Below are 17,144 nucleotides of genomic sequence, written 5' to 3'. Positions count from 1 at the left end.
CTTATGGCAATTATAACGGAATCCAAATTAAGACGGATGTTGAAAACCGGGATTCCAAATCCATATCCTATTGGGGACGATAGACTAACTCCTGCGGCGGCTGATTTCTTAAGAGACAGAAAAGTTGTCATTGGAAATCGGGACCCTATTAAACATTCCTTGTCGTCAAATGAAGAGGAAATGCATAATTTAATGATTCCTGTGGGTGTTTCAAATAGGCATATTCATTTATCATCACACGATGTCGAAATACTGTTTGGGAATAATTATGAACTAACTCCTATACGAGAATTGTCACAACCAGGACAATTTGCTGCAAAGGAACAAGTCACTTTACTGGGGCCAAAAGGGATGATCCAAAATGTCCGAATCCTTGGTCCGGTAAGGGAAGATACTCAAGTAGAAATATCTAAAACGGATGGATTTCAATTGGGGATCCATCCGCCCATACGGTTATCAGGTTCAATCGATGATACGCCAGGCTTGACGCTAATTGGACCAAAAGGCTGTGTAGCTCTCCATAAAGGAGTGATTATAGCAAAGAGTCATGTGCATATGTCACCTGAGAATGCTCAACATTTTGACGTTAAGCATGGAGATGGTTTACTTCTTCAATCAATAGGCGAGCGCTCTATAATTTTCTTGGATGTTATCGTTCGAGTAGCTCCGAGATACAAACTGGATTTCCACGTTGATCTAGATGAAGGAAATGCAGCAGGCTTGAAAACAGGTGATTATTTAAAAGTTGTTGGGAAGAATGGGGAATTCCTGTCGCAAAAAGGGAGGTGAGGAGAATCGAAATTCGTTCAATGGTAGAATCGGTTGTACGGGAAGTTTTACAATCCATTCAAGTGCAGAAGGAAAAAGAAAATAACGGAAAAGTTTTATTTGTCTTTTGTGATAGCTCAGCACATGAGCCATTTACAGATCAGTTTATTAAATTGAAAAATGCAAATATAGCTTTTGATACTTTATTTTTAGATGGTGAAACATCATCTTGGATAGGCATGCAACAGGTTGAATCGAGCGGGGCAACGAAAGTGATTGCCGCTGATGAATACGCTCCATCGGCAATGGAGCTTCCAAAAGGGTATGATGGGATCATTATTCCTGAAATTGATTTGGATAATGCGGCAAGGGTTGCTACTGGATTAAAAGGATCAATTAAGTCAGAAATCATTTTCTCGGCGAGCCTGTTGCAAAAATTCATATTAGTCGGCGAAGATGTACCAGGGATTAAACGATCGGATCGTAGTTGTTTAAAAGCCATCTCTTTACCAGCTCCATATCGTAAACGGTTTGAAGAGTATATGAAGCAAATGACGGAGCTTGGCATAACGTTTTCACCGCAAAAGGATTTAGCTGATGTAATCATTGATAAACTTTGTAAAGAGCTAGAAGTGAATGGCCAAAATAAACAAGAGCCATTGGAAGAAAATCATTCTAAAGGTGATCATTTTTCCTACACCAAAAAGTTACTTACGTCTGACTGGTTTGAATCAAAGTCCTATAGCCCGAATGATACCATTTACCTTCAGAAGGGGACCATCATTTCTCCTTTGGCAAAGGATTTGATTAAAGCTAATAAACTAAATGTCCTGTTTGTTAAAAAGGATGTATAAGATGCTTTTAGGAAAAGTTATAGGAAGTGTTTGGACAACTCAAAAAGAAAAAGGAATGGAACATGTTAAATTATTGATTGTTCAGCCGTTAAATTCGTTGAAAGAATCAGTGGGGAATATTGTTATTGCCATGGATCGAATTGGAGCAGGTGTCGGTGAAACGGTTATTATCACACAAGGCTTACCTGCACAAAAGTTGACGAATGAAAAAAATTCTCCAATCGATGCAGCGATTATTGGCATAGTTGACTCTTTTGAAGTTAAGTAGTCAAGTCATGTTTCAATCCAGTTACTTCTAATACTTTAGGAAATAGAATAAAGCTTCCTTTGTCAAACGATGAAGGGAGCTTTTTGTTCACTAAAAGATCGTCTGTTTGGAGGGAACTTTATGGAGTTAGACTTTGAAAATCCAATCCCATTACACGCTCAATTAAAAACCATTTTGGAAGATCAGATTTTAGAAGGTTATTATAAGGATAAAATCCCAAGTGAAAGGGAACTCATGGACATGTATTCTGTCAGCAGGAGCACTGTACGGGAAGCTGTTTCCATCCTGGTTCGTGGAGGGATATTGGAAAAAAGGCATGGCAAGGGAACGTTCGTATCCCTAAAACCTGTACAGGAATGGCTTCAGATGATAAATTTCACGGAAACCACTAAAAGCATGAAGATTAAATTACTTGATCATGGCCGTGTATTGACCCCTGAAAATATTGCAGAGGCAAATGGTTTTGAAGATGAATCTTACCATATTAAAAGGCTGCGGTTACAGGGGGATGTCCCCATAGCGATCGAAAAGCATTATTATTCTTTGGAACTAGGAAAAGAATTGACGAAATTCAATTTAAGTAAAACTGTATTGTATGATGCGCTCGAAGGGAATCTAAACATTAACTTTAATGAAGCGGAACAAATTATTACATGCGGCTTTCCATCTAAAGAAGATGCGGAACATTTAGGTTTGAACGAAACGATGTGCGTGTTGATTACAGAACGAATGATTTTTGATTCCAAGGGTAATTTGGTCGAATACTATAAAGGTTTATTCCGATCGGATATGCACTCATTTGCTATGAAGCTGAACCGAAAAAACAACTAATCTTATATGTACCAATCCCCATTTTTTGCCCCCTGGATATCAAGTTTTCATTCGTGAGTCAATTAATGCTGTTATCATCGTAATTGATAAAATTTCTAGTCTTTTGGATATACCAGGCACAAAATATGAGCCGGTCTTAGGGGAGATGTTTCATGAAATTTAAGGTTTATCTTCTTTATTTTCAACAATACTTCAAGTATCCTTAATTTGAATAGCAACTACTGTAAATGAGGGATAAGCCGTGAAGCAAATATATAGTGATGTCATACAATTTCGGGGTACACATTATGAGTTTGGATACATGCAAGGGGAGGAATTAAAAGATTCACTAACGGTATAAAATCGTGAAGATCAGTGGAAAATCAGGCAGCCGCGGTTTACGGTTGAGGAAGAAGAGGTCAAGAAAGCAATTACACAATTCGCCCCTGGAGTTTGGGAAGAATTACTGGGGTTGCAGGAATCGTTGAAATGGCCATTTGACCGCGTGCTGCAAGAGTTCGGTGGATACCGATTGGATTATGTTCGGTCGGGCTGCTCCATCATGACTGGCGATGATTATCTCATTCGCAATTATGATTACCACCCAAAGACATATGAAGGACGCTATGTTTTATTCCAGCCAACCGATCAAGGGTATGCAAGCATCGGCCCGAGTCAGCGAGGGACTGGCCGGATGGATGGAATGAATGAAAAAGGTTTGGTGATAGGCTATAATTTCATGAATCGCAAGAACCCTGGTGATGGTTTCATTTGCTGCATGATTGGCAGATTGATTGTTGAATCTTGTGCAAACGTACAGGAAGCGGTCGCGATGTTGAAGGAAATCCCGCATCGTCATTCCTTCACTTACGTCGTCTATGATAAAAGCGGAAGTACCTATATCGTTGAAACCTCTCCGAGAAATGTAGAGGTGCGCAGGTCAAATGCCTGTACCAATCACTTTGAAATCATGAAACATGAAAATCGTAACCATCTTATCGATTCGAAACGCCGATTGGAGATCATCCAAGATCATGAAGGGAGACTTTCATCTGCCTACGATGCTTTCAGGTTGTTTAATGATACCAATCAAGGTGTCTTCTCGGATTTATATAGCAGCTGGGCGGGAACGATTCATACTTCCGCTTATTTACCTAAGGAGATGAAAGCTTGGATTGCCTTGGGAGGGAACCAGGAGCCGACTTCAATAGATTTTGCGAAATGGCTTGAAGGGGAAAATGTTGAGCTAGAACGAATCAGAGGTGTGGTTGATACGGATATTCCCTTCGTGCATATGGATGAGGGAGCGAATTGGTTTCGGGATTGAGCGTATTATGGAAAGTCCTCGTTGGGTAAATGATGCTGGAATTAACATTCATAATATAAGTGAAGCACATTTAAATGGCCAAGAATCAGTTGGTGAATAATTGTAAAAGAGGGGACATTTAATGGATGAAAATGAAAGCTTAAAAGGGTCAAGAACAGTTCAACGGTCAATTAATATAATGAACTGCTTTACTTTGGAAGAGCCAGAATTATCCCTTACGGAAATCTCGAATAAGATAGATTTGGCGAAATCAACAACTTCCAGACTATTGGATACACTAGTACAAAATGGTCTTCTGCAAAAAAAATTCTCCAATTCAAAATATCAGTTTGGCTATAAAATGTATCAGTTTGGTCGTATTGCGGAAAATACCATTTCATTTGAAATAACGGAACTTGCAAAACCATTCATGAAGAAGCTAAGAAATGAAATTGGAGAATCAGTAAGTTTATATATGCTTGAAAATAAGGAACGAAGGTGTATTGCACGATACGGCAGTAATCAATCAATCCGTCATGTAGTAAGTATCGGAGAGTCACTTCCATTGGAGAAAGGTTCAGGTGGGAAGGCATTATTGGCTTTTCAGTCTCCGGCGTTTGTTGAATCAATTCTAAAAAACTTAGATTCCGAAGCATTACGAATCAGTCTATCAGGCGAATTGCCAATTATTCAAAAGGAATCTATTGCTATGAGTTTAGACGAAAGAGGAGCCGGAGTTAATTCAGTTGCATCACCTATTTTTGGGAAGGATCAAGAAGTGAATTTTTGTCTATGCGTATCTGGGCCAAGTACAAGATTTACGCAAGCTGTAATCGATTCAATAAAAAATGAAGTGAAGATGAATGCTTTAAAGATTTCGGAATGTTTTAATGACCAATAAGAATAGCCACATTGTGGACAAGTTGTATGGACAGCGCCTTTTTTACTGGGCGCTGTTTTTTATTTTAATAATTAAAAGACAGAATTTTTTAATTTTTATCGTGACAGATAAAAGTGGCTTTGTTATAATTCATTCATGAAGTTCCGTTTAATGAAATTAATTGTTCCACTAGATGAAACTTAATAAAATGTAGACTTATGTAAAAGTTCTTATTCACATTTTGTTTAACAAAATTACCAGACTCATAACTTCGAGGAGGAAGTATTAATTATGGATAATCCAACAAATGGACCTTTGACTGGAATTCGTGTTATCGATGCATCGACTGTGATTGCTGCTCCGTTTGCAGCTACCTTATTAGCGGATTTGGGAGCCGAAGTGTTAAAAGTGGAACTTCCGGATAAAGGGGATCCTTTAAGGGGCCTTGGACCGTGGAAGGGTTCTGAACCATTGAGGTGGCCAGGTCTTGCACGTAATAAGCAGTCTATAACTTTGGACATTCGCACTATTGAGGGGAGGGAGTTATTTAAAAAATTAATTGGCACTGCAGATGTACTGATAGAAAATTTCAGGCCAGGAACAATGGAGAAATGGGGACTGGGCTATGAAGAGCTGAAAGAAGTGAATCCCCGTCTCATTATGACTAGGCAATCGGGTTACGGGCAAACGGGACCATATGCAGAAAAGGCAGGGTTTGGGACGCCTAGTACCGCCTTTTCGGGATATACCTATTTACAGGGATTCCAGGACCGCCACCCAGTAAGTCCTTCATTTTCATTACTTGATTATATATCTGGCATTTATATTGCCTTTGGAACTGTAAGCGCTCTCCTTCATCGCGAAACTTCTAAAGCTGAAAAAGGTCAAATCGTTGAGATGGGACTATATGAAGGAATGTTCAGGATGATGGATTTCTTAATTGCTGAGCATGACCAGCTCGGTAAAGTACGTGAGAGAGCACCTATGCTTCATGGTCATTCAAGTCCTTCAGGTACTTACCAAACTAAAGACGGACATTGGGTTGTTATGGTATGCAGTACACAAAAAACATGGGAACGTCTGGCTCAAGCTATGGGACGGTCGGATTTGATAGAAAACCCTGATTATATAACGAATAAAAAACGAATGAATAACGATAGCTTCCTTCAAGAACTTGTTATGACCTTTATGAAATCATTAAATAAACAAGAGCTTTTGAGTAAAATGGATGAGTTTGGTGTTCCCATTTCACCAATATTAAGCATCAAGGACATCTTTGAAGATCCTCAATATCAAGCAAGGGAAAATATTTTGGAAGTTGATCATCCTCGGTTAGGAACAATTAAAGTCCCCGGCATTGTACCTAAGTTTTCAGAAACACCGGGGCGTATCCGTCATCGTGCACCGGAGCTGGGAGAGCATAACAAACAAGTGTTCAGTAAAGAACTTGGTTTATCTGAAGAGGAATTAACGAATCTAAAAGCTAAAGGGGTCATCTAACATGAAAAATGAACAAATGATCGTACCTGATGAAGTGAATATATGGGAAGTTCTCCCGCGAGATGGTTTTCAAATGGAAGACAAATGGATACCGACAGAAGAAAAGATTCGCATTATCCGTGCTCTGGCAAATACAGGAATCAAACATATTGAAGTTACATCTTTTGTGCATCCTCGAGCAATACCTCAATTAAAAGATGCTGAAGAGGTGGTAAAGCGGGTTCAGGACTTAGATGGAGTGAAGTTCCGAGCGCTGGTTCCCAACTTGCGCGGGGCGGAACGAGCTATTAATGCAGGAATGAAAAAAATAAAGATATTATTATCTGCCACGGATTCACATAGCCTATCCAATTCCAACTGTATGGTTGAAGAAGCACAAATGGATCACCTGCCGATTGTAGAACTGGCTGGAAAAAATGGTGTAGAAGTAGGAGGTTCAATTGCGGTAGCATTTGGCTGTCCATATGAAGGTAAGGTACCTCTGGAAAAGATAGTATCCATTCTTGAAGGATACAAAGATATGGGGGTTAACGAAGTTTCTTTGGCAGATACGGCTGGAATGGGAAACCCAAAGCAAGTATCCGAAATGTTAAGTATCATTAGAGGATTATTCCCTAGTTTCAAGTTCACTTTACATTTACACAATACAAGAGGAATGGCATTTGCCAATGCAGTGGCAGCCTTGCAGCAAGGGGTCACTGATTTTGATAGTTCCACCACTGGATTGGGAGGATGCCCTTATGCCCCTAACGCTGCAGGAAATATTCCCACAGAAGATATCGTACATGGCTTTCATGAAATGGGAATCCGGACAGCCATTAATCTTGACTCATTACTCGAGGTCGCCAGCAATATCAAAAGTACAATGGGGCACGATGGTGGAAGCTTTATTCTTAAGGCTGGGCCGAACGACAGGCTGCATTCTAAACCAAAAGGTCAAAAAAAGCTTGGTTGATTGCTAAAGGGGATTCAAGTGAATCCCTTTAAAGTAATTATGAATGAAAACGGATACAAAACAAGGGGGGGTATATATGTTATCCATATTAGGGTTCATGATGATTGTTGTTTTTATGTATTTAATTATGAGTAAGCGATTGAGTGCACTTAATGCCCTGATTATCATTCCGGTCATTTTTGCTCTGATAGGCGGATTCACTGATTTAGGACCTATGATGATGAGTGGGATTGAAACAATTGCACCAACCGCGATAATGGTGATATTCGCCATTTTATATTTTGGAATATTAATAGATGCAGGTATGTTTGATCCTTTGGTAACAAGAATGGTGAAGATATCAAAAGGGGATCCATTAAAGATTTCCGTTACTACTGCAGTATTGTCTTTATTGGTAGGATTGGACGGGGATGGAACGATCACGTATCTAATTGTCGTTACAGCATTATTGCCATTATACGAGAAGTTAGGGATGAATAAGTTAATACTTGCTTGTCTCCCAGCAATGTCAATGGGAATCATGAATGTACTTCCTTGGGGGGGACCAACTGCAAGGGTAATGTCCATCTTTGGATTCGACGCTATGGAACTCCTGGGACCAATTATCCCATCTATCATAGCTGGGGCATTATATGTCATTGGGCTAGGTGTGTTTTTTGGTGTTAGGGAACGCAAAAGGTTAGGTGTATTTGGTCATTATACAGAAACAGAAGGTGAAATAGCCGTATCAATGGAGGACATTACGGACCAATCATTAAAAAGACCCAAATTGTACTGGTTCAACATCATTCTTACACTATTATTGGTTTTTGCCCTAGTTAAAGCAATTTTGCCATTACCTGCTCTATTTATGATCGCATTTGTCATAGTCATAGTTGTAAACTATCCGAATTTAAAAGAGCAACAGAGAAGAGTTGAAGCACATGCAGGAAACATTCTAACTGTCACTTCCTTGATCTTTGCTGCGGGTATTTTCGCAGGAATATTGGAGGGAACTGAAATGGTGGATGCCATGGCCTCAACTTTAGTGCATATTATACCAGACTTCCTAGGTCCACAATTGCCTGTAATTGTAGGATTGACCAGTATGCCATTTACGTTTGTGATGGCAAATGATCCTTATTATTTCGGTATTATTCCAATCATTGCTGAGACTGCTTCGGGATTCGGTATTGATAAACTGGAGATTGCACAGGCCTCTTTATTAGGGCAGCCATTACATTTATTAAGTCCATTGGTCGGGTCTGTATATGTATTGATTGGGCTTGTCGGCATAGAGTTTAGAGAGCATATTAGGTTTTCACTTAAATACGCTGTCGGATCAGCGTTGGTCATGATTATTACAGCTATCCTTTTCGGCACATTATCAATTTAGTTATTATTGTTTGCAGAATTGAAAGAAACGATCCATTTTCATGAATAAATAACAAAATGAGGTGTTAGCAATTGAATAGATTAACTTCAAAGCCTCCGTTATTACCCAAGTCCATCATTGAAAGAGCTAAAAAGTTAAATACGACCCTTATAGCAGACGCTTTGTATGAATCTAATACTCGTGTAATGGATTATAAGATAAAGCCTGTGTCATCCGGAATGAAAGTGATGGCAACAGCCATGACGGTTGATATGATTGCGGGGGATAATTTACTCCTTCATCAAGCCATATATGCTGGAAGTGAAGGCTATGTGTTAATTGCGGATGGGAAAGGTCACGAAGGAAATGCCTACCTTGGAGAGTTAATGGCTGGGGCTGCGCACGCAGTAGGACTTGATGGGATTATCATTGACGGTTTTGTTCGTGACAAAGAGGCACTTTGTGAATTGGGGTTTCCGATTTTTGCAAAGGGATTCACTCCAAACGGGCCGTGTAAAGATCGACCGGGAGAACTTAATACGACGATCACATGTGGCGGTGTAACTGTTCATCCTGGTGATTTAGTCATAGGAGATGAGGATGGTGTAGTTGTTGTTTCAAAGGTTGAAATTGAAGAGGTATTTTCCAGGGCGGAGAAAAAATTAGCTTATGAACAAAAGCGTCTCGAAGAAATAGCGGAATATGGAAGTAACCGTAAACAAGGTGTTACAGAAGGGAATATTGAACCTTGCTGGTTGAAAAGTGAAATAGGGAATTTCAACAAGTGACGTATGATGCCATGGTACTAAAATCAGCTACTTGGTAGTCAGTAATTGGCTATAGAAATAATTAGGCCCATTCCTAGGATTGGGCTTCTTTTGTTGTTCTATTTTCAGGAAAAACTGGTACTATTTATTAGTGGATGTCACAGTAATATATTATGATAGAGTAACAGATTTTGGATTAGAGATAAGAAGTTGAAGTTTGTTTATTTGCCGTACTTGTACAAATAAGGGGATGTGCGAATGTTTTCTACAGCTATTGGATGGTTTCGGTTTATTACAATAATTGAGGGAATCTCATATGTTTTATTGCTTGCCATTGGCATGCCCATTAAGTACATATTGGATATTGGGGAAGCAACACTCATTTTAGGCAGCATCCATGGTTTCTTATTTGTCGTGTTTGGGCTCTTATTACTTTATGTGAGCATCATATCAAAATGGTCCTTTTTAAAAATGGCGATGATTTTCATCGTTTCATTCATCCCATTTGGGAATTTTGTAATCGACCGCAGGCTATTGAAGCAAAGTTAAATGATAAAGAACCATGCCCTAATACTTTTACTTTTGAAAAATCCATAAAAAAACGTCTTTCTATTTAAATGGAAGGCGTTTTTTTTATGGATTTAAGCTTGCTGTAAGGTTGGGACAAAGATGCTGTAAGAATGAGCATGTAAAGTATAAGTATCAACAATATTGAAGAGGTGAAACAAATGGAACCATTATTAAAAGTGGAAAATATAAAAAAAACATATGGTAAATCAAGCGCTGCCTACACAGCGTTGGAAAATATATCTTTTGACATTCATGAAGGGGAGTTTGTAGGGATCATGGGACCTTCTGGAGCGGGGAAATCGACGTTGCTCAATATGTTGGCAACCATTGATTCTCCGACTGAAGGGAAAATTTTCATGAATGACACGAGCATTCACGATATGAAAGGGACAGACTTAACGGATTTCAGACGTGATAATCTTGGTTTCATCTTCCAGGATTACAATTTACTCGACTCATTGACTGTGAAGGAAAATATATTATTACCACTGGCTATTGCGAAAGTTCCAGCGAAAGAAATTACTAACTTAGTGAATCGTATTGCTAAAGTATTTGGGATTGAAGCTTTATTAGCTAAATACCCTTACCAAATCTCCGGTGGGCAAAAGCAAAGAACGGCTGCTGCAAGAGCGCTTGTGACAGAGCCTGCATTGATCCTGGCTGATGAGCCAACAGGTGCACTTGATTCAAAATCAGCAACAGGCCTTTTGGAAAGCTTAAGTGAACTAAATGAAAAAAATAATTCGACCATCATGTTGGTGACACATGATGCATATGCCGCAAGCTTCTGCCGGCGGATCATTTTCATCAAAGATGGAACGCTTTCTACAGAAATTTATCGTCGTGGCCAATCACGTAAAGCTTTCTTCCAAGAAATTATGGATGTCCTTGCAACAATTGGAGGTGAGGTAGATGACGTTATTTAGTCTGGCGAGGAAAAATATTGCCCGGAACCTCTCCCAATATTTTATATATATTGCATCCATGGTATTTAGCATTATCATCTACTTCACATTTGTAACATTAAAATATAGCGATACAGTTGCAGAACAAACGGCTTCATCACAGAAATTAGATTCATTGATGAGTGGTGCGGCAGTCATCCTGATTTTCTTCGTTGCCATTTTTATTGCCTATTCCAATTCATTCTTTATGAAAAGGCGTAAAAAAGAAGTGGCATTATATGCATTGCTTGGCGTACGTAATCGTCAGATTGGTTTTATGCTCTTCTTTGAAAACCTATTGCTAGGTTTGGTTTCATTGGTTGTGGGGATTTTACTTGGATTTCTTTGTTCAAAAGGGTTCATGACGATTTTGATCTATTTAATGGGCTATGATGTCATGGCACCATTTACATTTTCGGGATCTGCTGCTTTGAACACCTCTATCGTATTTCTTATGATTTTCTTGGTGACATCATTCCAGGGCTATCGTTTGATCTATCAATTTAAACTAATTGATCTCTTCCATGCATCGAAAAAGGGGGAAGCTGCACCGAAGCCATCGATGATTGTAGCCTTTCTGGGAATTTTCCTGATTGTCATGGGCTATTGGTTGGCAATGCAAGATATTTTTACTTCTAAAGTATGGGAAAAGGTCGGCTTTTTAATGACGGCACTCATTATTTTGACAACGGTTATTGCCGGTACGTTTTTATTGTTTCATAGCGTGACGGGCTTTGTTTTGGCCGTGATTAAGAAAAATGAAAAATGGCTATGGAAAGGCCTGCATCTGATGACGATTTCGCAACTGCTATATCGCATACGGGGGAATGCACGTACATTGACTGTAATTGCGGTGTTAAGTGCTACAACGGTAACCGCTGGCGGTGCGGTTTATGGTCTTTATTATAACGCGAATGACCAAGTTATGACCGTTGATCCGAATACCTTCATGTATCAGCAAACGGATACAAAAAGCGATCATCAAGTCAGCGCTGTATTGCCAAATACAATGTATGATGAAAATGTCGAAGCACTATCTGTCACATTTAATACGAAAGAATTGAATAATGGATCGGCATTTGATAGCTCGGATAAAAGGATTTACACGATAATCGATGAAAGAACATATAACAAATTAGCAGAAGTGCAAGGCAAGGAAGCACTGCATGTGAGTAATGGAAAAGCAGTCATTTTAGATATTGGATATGACAAAAGATTCTCACCTGAATACAAGGACAAGACCATCAGGACAGAAAACAACACGGCAATCACATTCCAAAGCTTTAAAACACAAACCGTTTTAAATGCCGGAACAGCAGGCATTGCAGTGGTCGTATCGAATGAGCAATTTAAATTATTGCAAAAAGAAGGGGAAGCGCTAAAATATCGTGTCATCGGTGTTGATCAAGCTTCCACGGATTTATCGGAAAAAATTGCAACACAAGTGCCAGAAGAAGCGCTATTTTCCAGTGCCCCTCAAGATTTCCAAACAAGCATCGAAAGTGTCGGCTCATTGCTCTTTATCGGAAGTTTTCTTGGTCTGGTTTTTTTAGCAGCAACAGGCAGTATCATTTACTTTAAAGTTTTAACGGAAGCAGAGGAAGATAAAACACAATACAATATGCTTCATAAATTGGGCGTTAACGCAAAAGAAATGCGGAAATCCATTGCATCACAAGTGCTTGTAATCTTTTTCGTTCCACTGGCAGTGGGGTTATTACACAGTACGGTTGCTTTAAAAGCCTTCTCGGGCTTATTGTCGATGAATCTAGCAAAACCTGTGATGATCTGGATGGTCGCTTATACGGTTATTTACGGTATGTATTATATCTTAACGGCAGCTTCCTACAATCGCATTATCATACAAAATAATAAAATAGAAGGATGATCGAAGTGAAGAAATTTCTTATGGTAGTTGGCATTTTGTTTATACTTGGAGCCGCAGGAGTCGTCGCGCTTACTAAAATTGACTTCAACCGCATGAATGCGGACAATTATTATTTGCAAATTACAGAGGATGGGGTACAACATGAAACTAAACTGGATGATGGTTCGGTGATGACGTACTATTCTTATAAACTTGACGCCAAAAATGCAGATGGTGAAACGATTCCGCTTGAATTCACGGCACAAAAAAATCTTCGAAAAGATGCTTACTTAAAGATGTATGTGAAAAATGGTGATGAAGTTTCGTCATATGATGAAGTGAAATTCGAAGACATTCCAAAAAAGGCACAAACAAAATAAATAGGATAGAAGGGCTGTCTTGAAGTTGCGGACAGCCCTTTCTCTGCAAGAAAAATACTTATAAAAGTATCGTGATCGTGGTTCCTTTATTTTCAATGCTAGTCAAATCTATTTTACCTTTATGAGCCAGGATGATGTCCCTTGCAATGGCCATTCCTAAACCGGTCCCATGTGTACTTGCAGTATTCGTACCTCGATAGTAGCGTTCAAAAACCTGTTCTAAATCTTTGGCGGGAATACCGCGGCCATTATCGGCAATGGTAATTTGGGTATGCAGTTCTGATTGTGGTCCAATATCATCAATTTGTATTTTAACAACGACATTTTCCTCGTTATGTACGAGTGCGTTATAGATAAGGTTAAAAATCGCCCGTTTCAGTAATTTTTTATCCACTTTATGTGTTGCTTTGTCCACATTTGCCACGAACTCAACCTGTTGATCACCAAATTGTGAATCATTTAAAAGCTCGATCGTCTTTTCTCTTATGAACCCAACGATATCAACATCTTCAAATTGCAAAGGAAGTCGTTGGTTGCGCAAACGCATCGTTAAATTCAGATCATCCAATAAATCTTTCATATAAACGGACTGTCTATTAATAATGGATGTAAATTCATACAATTCCTGTGGAGTTAATGCAGTGGCGTTATCTTTCATCAATTCTGTATAACCATGGATGGAAGCAAGTGGTGTCTTCATGTCATGAGAGACATTGCTAATCCATTCCTCACGCATTTGGTCGAGTTGATCACGTTCTTTCTCATACTGATCCAACTTCACCGATAGCTCATTCATATTGCGAAATACATCTTCATAAACGCCTTTTGGAATGCTCATTTTTTTAAAGCGCCGCTCCCGAAGCTGCTGAATTCCTTCTATTAATATGTTCAGCGGACTCGTTAATTTTTTTCCAAATAAGAATCCAATGACTAATGCAATGATGATATCCACGATTAAAAATATTACTAGTAAGAAGTTAAAGTTCTTAAAAACCTTTTCATAATCATAGGTTATTACATAGCGGCCAATTTTCTGTTCCTTAACTCCTACAAAATAGCTGAAATTATGGGCTTCGCCGACAAAAACAGTCGTCTCTGCATCAATTTCCTTATACTTATACATTTGGACGATTTCAATAGGAGAATATACGGTTTGCAATTTTTGAGGTGTATAAAAGGCTGCAACTTGCTTACCCTCATCATTCAAAAATTGTATCCAGGCGTTATTGTTCCGCAGTTTTTTCAGCCCTTCTTCGTTTACGATCGGTTTGTTATCTATTAGTTCCACATATTGTGAAAATGTTCTGCTAAAGTTTTCAGCAGAAACTTCTTCCGCTTCGAAATTATGCATGGCTCGATAAAAGAGTAGGGATAAAAGTAAAATGGTATTTACGATCCCTACGATTACAACAATTGTCACAACGGATCCTAAAAAGCGCCGTGTCAATTTCCACTTCATTTTGTTTCACCCTTGGTTTGTAATTTATAACCAAGCCCTTTAACGGTTATTAAAAAAGAAGGCTTTGAAGGGTCAGTCTCGATTTTTTCGCGTAAACGACGAATATGTACCATTACTGTATTATCAGAGCCAAAGAAATCATCGCCCCACACATGTTCAAATAAAGTTTCCTTGCTCAAAATCTGATTCGGGTGATGCATAAAACAGCTCATCAGTCCGATTTCTTTAGCTGTGAGCTCAAGTGTTTTGCCATCCTTTTTCACTTCATTTTCATTTGCACTAAGCTCAAATGGACCTACTAGCCGTTTTTTCGGAACGGCCTTTTCCTCTGAAAAGCCCGCACGCCTCAGCTGCGCCTTTACTCGATATGCCACTTCTTTCGGACTGAATGGCTTGGTAATATAATCATCCCCGCCAATCGCCAACCCTAGAAGCTTATCAATTTCCTCATCCTTTGCCGACAAAAATAAAATGGGTACATTCGACACTTCACGAATTTGCTTGCATAAATCATAGCCTTCACCATCAGGCAGCATAATATCAAGCAAGACAAGTGATGGATCGAACTCCTGAAACTTTGCCCACCCATCCGCAATCGTCCCCGCCGTAACAATATTCGGGATACCTTCTTTATGTAAAACTGTCTCCATGAGACGTGCCAAATCTTCTTCATCGTCAATAATTAAAATCCACTGATCATTCGACATTCTGCTACCTCCCAAACATCAATCATACCCTACAGTATAGAGTACCCTTAAAGAAAAAATAAGGGGAGGAAAGATATTTAACGAACTCATTCATTATTTTCACGAAACAAAGCGGAAAAAACGTAAGTGCCATTACCTGAAAAATCACTGTGAATTTCAGGATTCTGATGCGTGTCTTTATTTGGTTAAGGCAGTTTCGGAAAGAAGAGCGTACTTCATACTGATTTGGTAAAGGTTGTATGATAAACTGTTTAAAGTATTGTTAGGAAGATTATGCTAAGTAATATGATTAAGGAATTCGTTGCTGTTCTTTTGACCCAAACCTTTATATATAAGTATGCAGCGAATGTGGAAGAATAAAAGGAGAAAAAATAATGGAAACAAAAAAGGTGTTACCCGTTCTTTTTTTAGTGATGTTTTTAGTCATGGTCGGATTTGGGATCATCATTCCCGTCATTCCGTTCCTTGCCGAAAAGGTTGGTGGCAGTCCTGCTGAGCTTGGTCTTTTAATGGCTGTTTATTCATTAATGCAATTATTTTTTGCCCCGATGTGGGGACGTATATCTGACCGGATAGGAAGGAAGCCTGTCATGATTATCGGAATTGCAGGATTGGCCCTTTCGTTTTTCATCATGGCCTCGGCAGATTCCTTATGGGTATTATTTGTAGCCAGAATCATTGGCGGGATATTGTCATCGGCAAACATGCCAACCGCCATGGCGTATGTGGCTGATATTACCACGCCGGAAGATAGGGGAAAAGGGATGGGAATAATCGGTGCCGCTACAGGGCTTGGGTTCATCTTCGGACCTGCGATTGGCGGGGTATTCTCCAAATCAAGTTTGAACTTACCGTTTTACATTGCAGGAATATCCTCTTTGATTACTTTATTCTTAGTGATTGCGATACTAAAGGAATCACATACGGTTGAAAAGAGGGCCCAACAGTCAATAAATAAAGAGTCCATGTGGAAAGCTTTTAAAGGGCCACTTAAAACCATGTTCTTTCTGCAAATGATCGTCACCCTTTCAATGGCAGGACTCGAAACGACTTTTGCCTATTTTGCAGCCAAAAAGGCTGATATAAGTCTTGTACAATTAGGTTATATCTTTATGATCATGGGGTTTGGCAGTGCGATCGTTCAAGGTGGATTGGTGGGTAGGATGACAAAGAAATATGGGGAAGGCGCGGTTATCCGAATGGGAATCATCCTGTCGGCAGTTGGTTTCATTCTCATCCTGTTCTCTTCCGGTTTTTGGACATCGGCGATCTTCCTGACTATATTCGGATTGGGTAATGGGTTCATCCGGCCGGCAATTTCGGCACTGCTGACCAAAAGTTCCATGACCGGCCATGGCAGTGTCACTGGCCTGCTATCTTCCTTCGACTCGTTCGGCAGGATTGCGGGTCCCCCGATAGGCGGTTGGTTATTTTCGATTTCGATTGAATTACCTTTTATATCCGGCGCCATCCTTTCCATTTTTGCTTTCCTTCTTTTTCAGTTATACCATGCACGGAAACAGACTGAGCAGGTCCAAGTATCTCATTAGTCATAATGAACGAAAACGGCTCCCATCGCTTAACGTAGATTGCACTTGGTCATAATGTTACTACCAAAAATAAAAAAACAAGTGTAGAGCTACACACGAAAAGGAGCCTATATTATGAAGGATGTTCAAAAATTTGTTGGTTTAGACGTATCTAAAGATTCAATTGCTGTTGCGATTGCTGATTCTGGTCGTGGTGAACCTAGAT

16 protein-coding genes and 1 pseudogene are annotated in these 17,144 nt (G+C 39.4%); 15 read left to right on the top strand and 2 right to left on the bottom strand.

Annotated elements, in window-relative coordinates; translation table 11 throughout:
• Positions 1-3 precede the first annotated feature (3 nt).
• From pduL to N0M92_RS19500, 14 genes and pseudogenes are all read left to right on the top strand, one after another.
• On the top strand, positions 4-789 hold the full coding sequence (pduL, locus tag N0M92_RS19565) for a phosphate propanoyltransferase (protein WP_260287403.1): 786 nt from the start codon (positions 4-6) through the stop codon (positions 787-789).
• A complete protein-coding gene (locus tag N0M92_RS19560; protein WP_311202578.1) occupies positions 786-1,622 on the top strand; it encodes a hypothetical protein in 837 nt (278 codons plus the stop codon). Before pduL ends, N0M92_RS19560 begins: the two co-directional genes overlap by 4 nt.
• A gap of 1 nt (position 1,623) precedes the next feature.
• On the top strand, positions 1,624-1,890 hold the full coding sequence (locus N0M92_RS19555; protein WP_260287402.1) for a EutN/CcmL family microcompartment protein: 267 nt from the start codon (positions 1,624-1,626) through the stop codon (positions 1,888-1,890).
• Positions 1,891-2,010: 120 nt separating this feature from the next.
• The gene (locus N0M92_RS19550) at positions 2,011-2,721 is read left to right on the top strand and encodes a GntR family transcriptional regulator (RefSeq protein WP_260287401.1); all 711 of its coding nucleotides are present in this window, start codon (positions 2,011-2,013) and stop codon (positions 2,719-2,721) included.
• A gap of 241 nt (positions 2,722-2,962) precedes the next feature.
• Positions 2,963-4,027 (top strand): annotated as a pseudogene (locus tag N0M92_RS19545) (C45 family autoproteolytic acyltransferase/hydolase).
• Positions 4,028-4,148: 121 nt separating this feature from the next.
• Entirely contained in the window at positions 4,149-4,907 is a 759-nt protein-coding gene (locus tag N0M92_RS19540; protein ID WP_260287399.1) for an IclR family transcriptional regulator, read from the top strand.
• A 270-nt stretch (positions 4,908-5,177) separates the two neighbouring features.
• Positions 5,178-6,386: a CaiB/BaiF CoA transferase family protein gene (locus tag N0M92_RS19535; protein ID WP_260287398.1), complete on the top strand. Its 1,209-nt coding sequence runs from the start codon at positions 5,178-5,180 to the stop codon at positions 6,384-6,386.
• A 1-nt stretch (position 6,387) separates the two neighbouring features.
• Entirely contained in the window at positions 6,388-7,341 is a 954-nt protein-coding gene (locus tag N0M92_RS19530; protein ID WP_260287397.1) for a hydroxymethylglutaryl-CoA lyase, read from the top strand.
• Positions 7,342-7,417: 76 nt separating this feature from the next.
• Entirely contained in the window at positions 7,418-8,716 is a 1,299-nt protein-coding gene (locus N0M92_RS19525) for a CitMHS family transporter (RefSeq protein ID WP_260287396.1), read from the top strand.
• A gap of 71 nt (positions 8,717-8,787) precedes the next feature.
• On the top strand, positions 8,788-9,483 hold the full coding sequence (locus tag N0M92_RS19520) for an RraA family protein (RefSeq protein ID WP_260287395.1): 696 nt from the start codon (positions 8,788-8,790) through the stop codon (positions 9,481-9,483).
• A gap of 237 nt (positions 9,484-9,720) precedes the next feature.
• On the top strand, positions 9,721-10,011 hold the full coding sequence (locus tag N0M92_RS19515) for a DUF3817 domain-containing protein (RefSeq protein WP_034305497.1): 291 nt from the start codon (positions 9,721-9,723) through the stop codon (positions 10,009-10,011).
• Between the two features lie 179 nt (positions 10,012-10,190).
• Entirely contained in the window at positions 10,191-10,958 is a 768-nt protein-coding gene (locus N0M92_RS19510; RefSeq protein WP_260287394.1) for an ABC transporter ATP-binding protein, read from the top strand.
• A complete protein-coding gene (locus tag N0M92_RS19505) occupies positions 10,945-12,864 on the top strand; it encodes an ABC transporter permease (RefSeq protein ID WP_260287393.1) in 1,920 nt (639 codons plus the stop codon). The genes N0M92_RS19510 and N0M92_RS19505 overlap by 14 nt, the downstream gene beginning before the upstream one ends.
• The gene (locus N0M92_RS19500; protein WP_260287392.1) at positions 12,861-13,223 is read left to right on the top strand and encodes a YxeA family protein; all 363 of its coding nucleotides are present in this window, start codon (positions 12,861-12,863) and stop codon (positions 13,221-13,223) included. The genes N0M92_RS19505 and N0M92_RS19500 overlap by 4 nt, the downstream gene beginning before the upstream one ends.
• Before the next feature lie 58 nt (positions 13,224-13,281).
• On the opposite strand, the gene N0M92_RS19495 is transcribed toward N0M92_RS19500, so the two are convergent.
• Positions 13,282-14,682, bottom strand: a complete 1,401-nt coding sequence (locus tag N0M92_RS19495; protein WP_260287391.1) for a sensor histidine kinase — start codon at positions 14,680-14,682, stop codon at positions 13,282-13,284.
• Complete coding sequence (locus tag N0M92_RS19490) at positions 14,679-15,389, bottom strand: response regulator transcription factor (protein WP_260287390.1); 711 nt, start codon at positions 15,387-15,389, stop codon at positions 14,679-14,681. Before N0M92_RS19490 ends, N0M92_RS19495 begins: the two co-directional genes overlap by 4 nt.
• A gap of 374 nt (positions 15,390-15,763) precedes the next feature.
• Between N0M92_RS19490 and N0M92_RS19485 the strand changes: the two genes are divergently transcribed.
• Complete coding sequence (locus N0M92_RS19485; protein WP_260287389.1) at positions 15,764-16,939, top strand: MFS transporter; 1,176 nt, start codon at positions 15,764-15,766, stop codon at positions 16,937-16,939.
• Positions 16,940-17,144 lie beyond the last annotated feature (205 nt).

The sequence above is a fragment of the Peribacillus aracenensis genome, from assembly GCF_025175645.1.
GTDB lineage: Bacteria > Bacillota > Bacilli > Bacillales > DSM-1321 > Peribacillus > Peribacillus aracenensis.
The sequence above is the reverse complement of the archived record's forward strand: the minus strand, read 5'-3'. Positions and strand labels throughout refer to the sequence as shown.

Bases quoted from the DNA above. Each gene is read 5' to 3' on its own strand.
- pduL (WP_260287403.1), top strand. From the start codon at position 4: ATGGCAATTATAACGGAATCCAAATTAAGACGGATGTTGAAAACCGGG.
- N0M92_RS19555 (WP_260287402.1), top strand. From the start codon at position 1,624: ATGCTTTTAGGAAAAGTTATAGGAAGTGTTTGGACAACTCAAAAAGAA.
- N0M92_RS19550 (WP_260287401.1), top strand. From the start codon at position 2,011: ATGGAGTTAGACTTTGAAAATCCAATCCCATTACACGCTCAATTAAAA.
- N0M92_RS19540 (WP_260287399.1), top strand. From the start codon at position 4,149: ATGGATGAAAATGAAAGCTTAAAAGGGTCAAGAACAGTTCAACGGTCA.
- N0M92_RS19535 (WP_260287398.1), top strand. From the start codon at position 5,178: ATGGATAATCCAACAAATGGACCTTTGACTGGAATTCGTGTTATCGAT.
- N0M92_RS19530 (WP_260287397.1), top strand. From the start codon at position 6,388: ATGAAAAATGAACAAATGATCGTACCTGATGAAGTGAATATATGGGAA.
- N0M92_RS19525 (WP_260287396.1), top strand. From the start codon at position 7,418: ATGTTATCCATATTAGGGTTCATGATGATTGTTGTTTTTATGTATTTA.
- N0M92_RS19515 (WP_034305497.1), top strand. From the start codon at position 9,721: ATGTTTTCTACAGCTATTGGATGGTTTCGGTTTATTACAATAATTGAG.
- N0M92_RS19510 (WP_260287394.1), top strand. From the start codon at position 10,191: ATGGAACCATTATTAAAAGTGGAAAATATAAAAAAAACATATGGTAAA.
- N0M92_RS19505 (WP_260287393.1), top strand. From the start codon at position 10,945: ATGACGTTATTTAGTCTGGCGAGGAAAAATATTGCCCGGAACCTCTCC.
- N0M92_RS19500 (WP_260287392.1), top strand. From the start codon at position 12,861: ATGATCGAAGTGAAGAAATTTCTTATGGTAGTTGGCATTTTGTTTATA.
- N0M92_RS19495 (WP_260287391.1), bottom strand. From the start codon at position 14,682: ATGAAGTGGAAATTGACACGGCGCTTTTTAGGATCCGTTGTGACAATT.
- N0M92_RS19490 (WP_260287390.1), bottom strand. From the start codon at position 15,389: ATGTCGAATGATCAGTGGATTTTAATTATTGACGATGAAGAAGATTTG.
- N0M92_RS19485 (WP_260287389.1), top strand. From the start codon at position 15,764: ATGGAAACAAAAAAGGTGTTACCCGTTCTTTTTTTAGTGATGTTTTTA.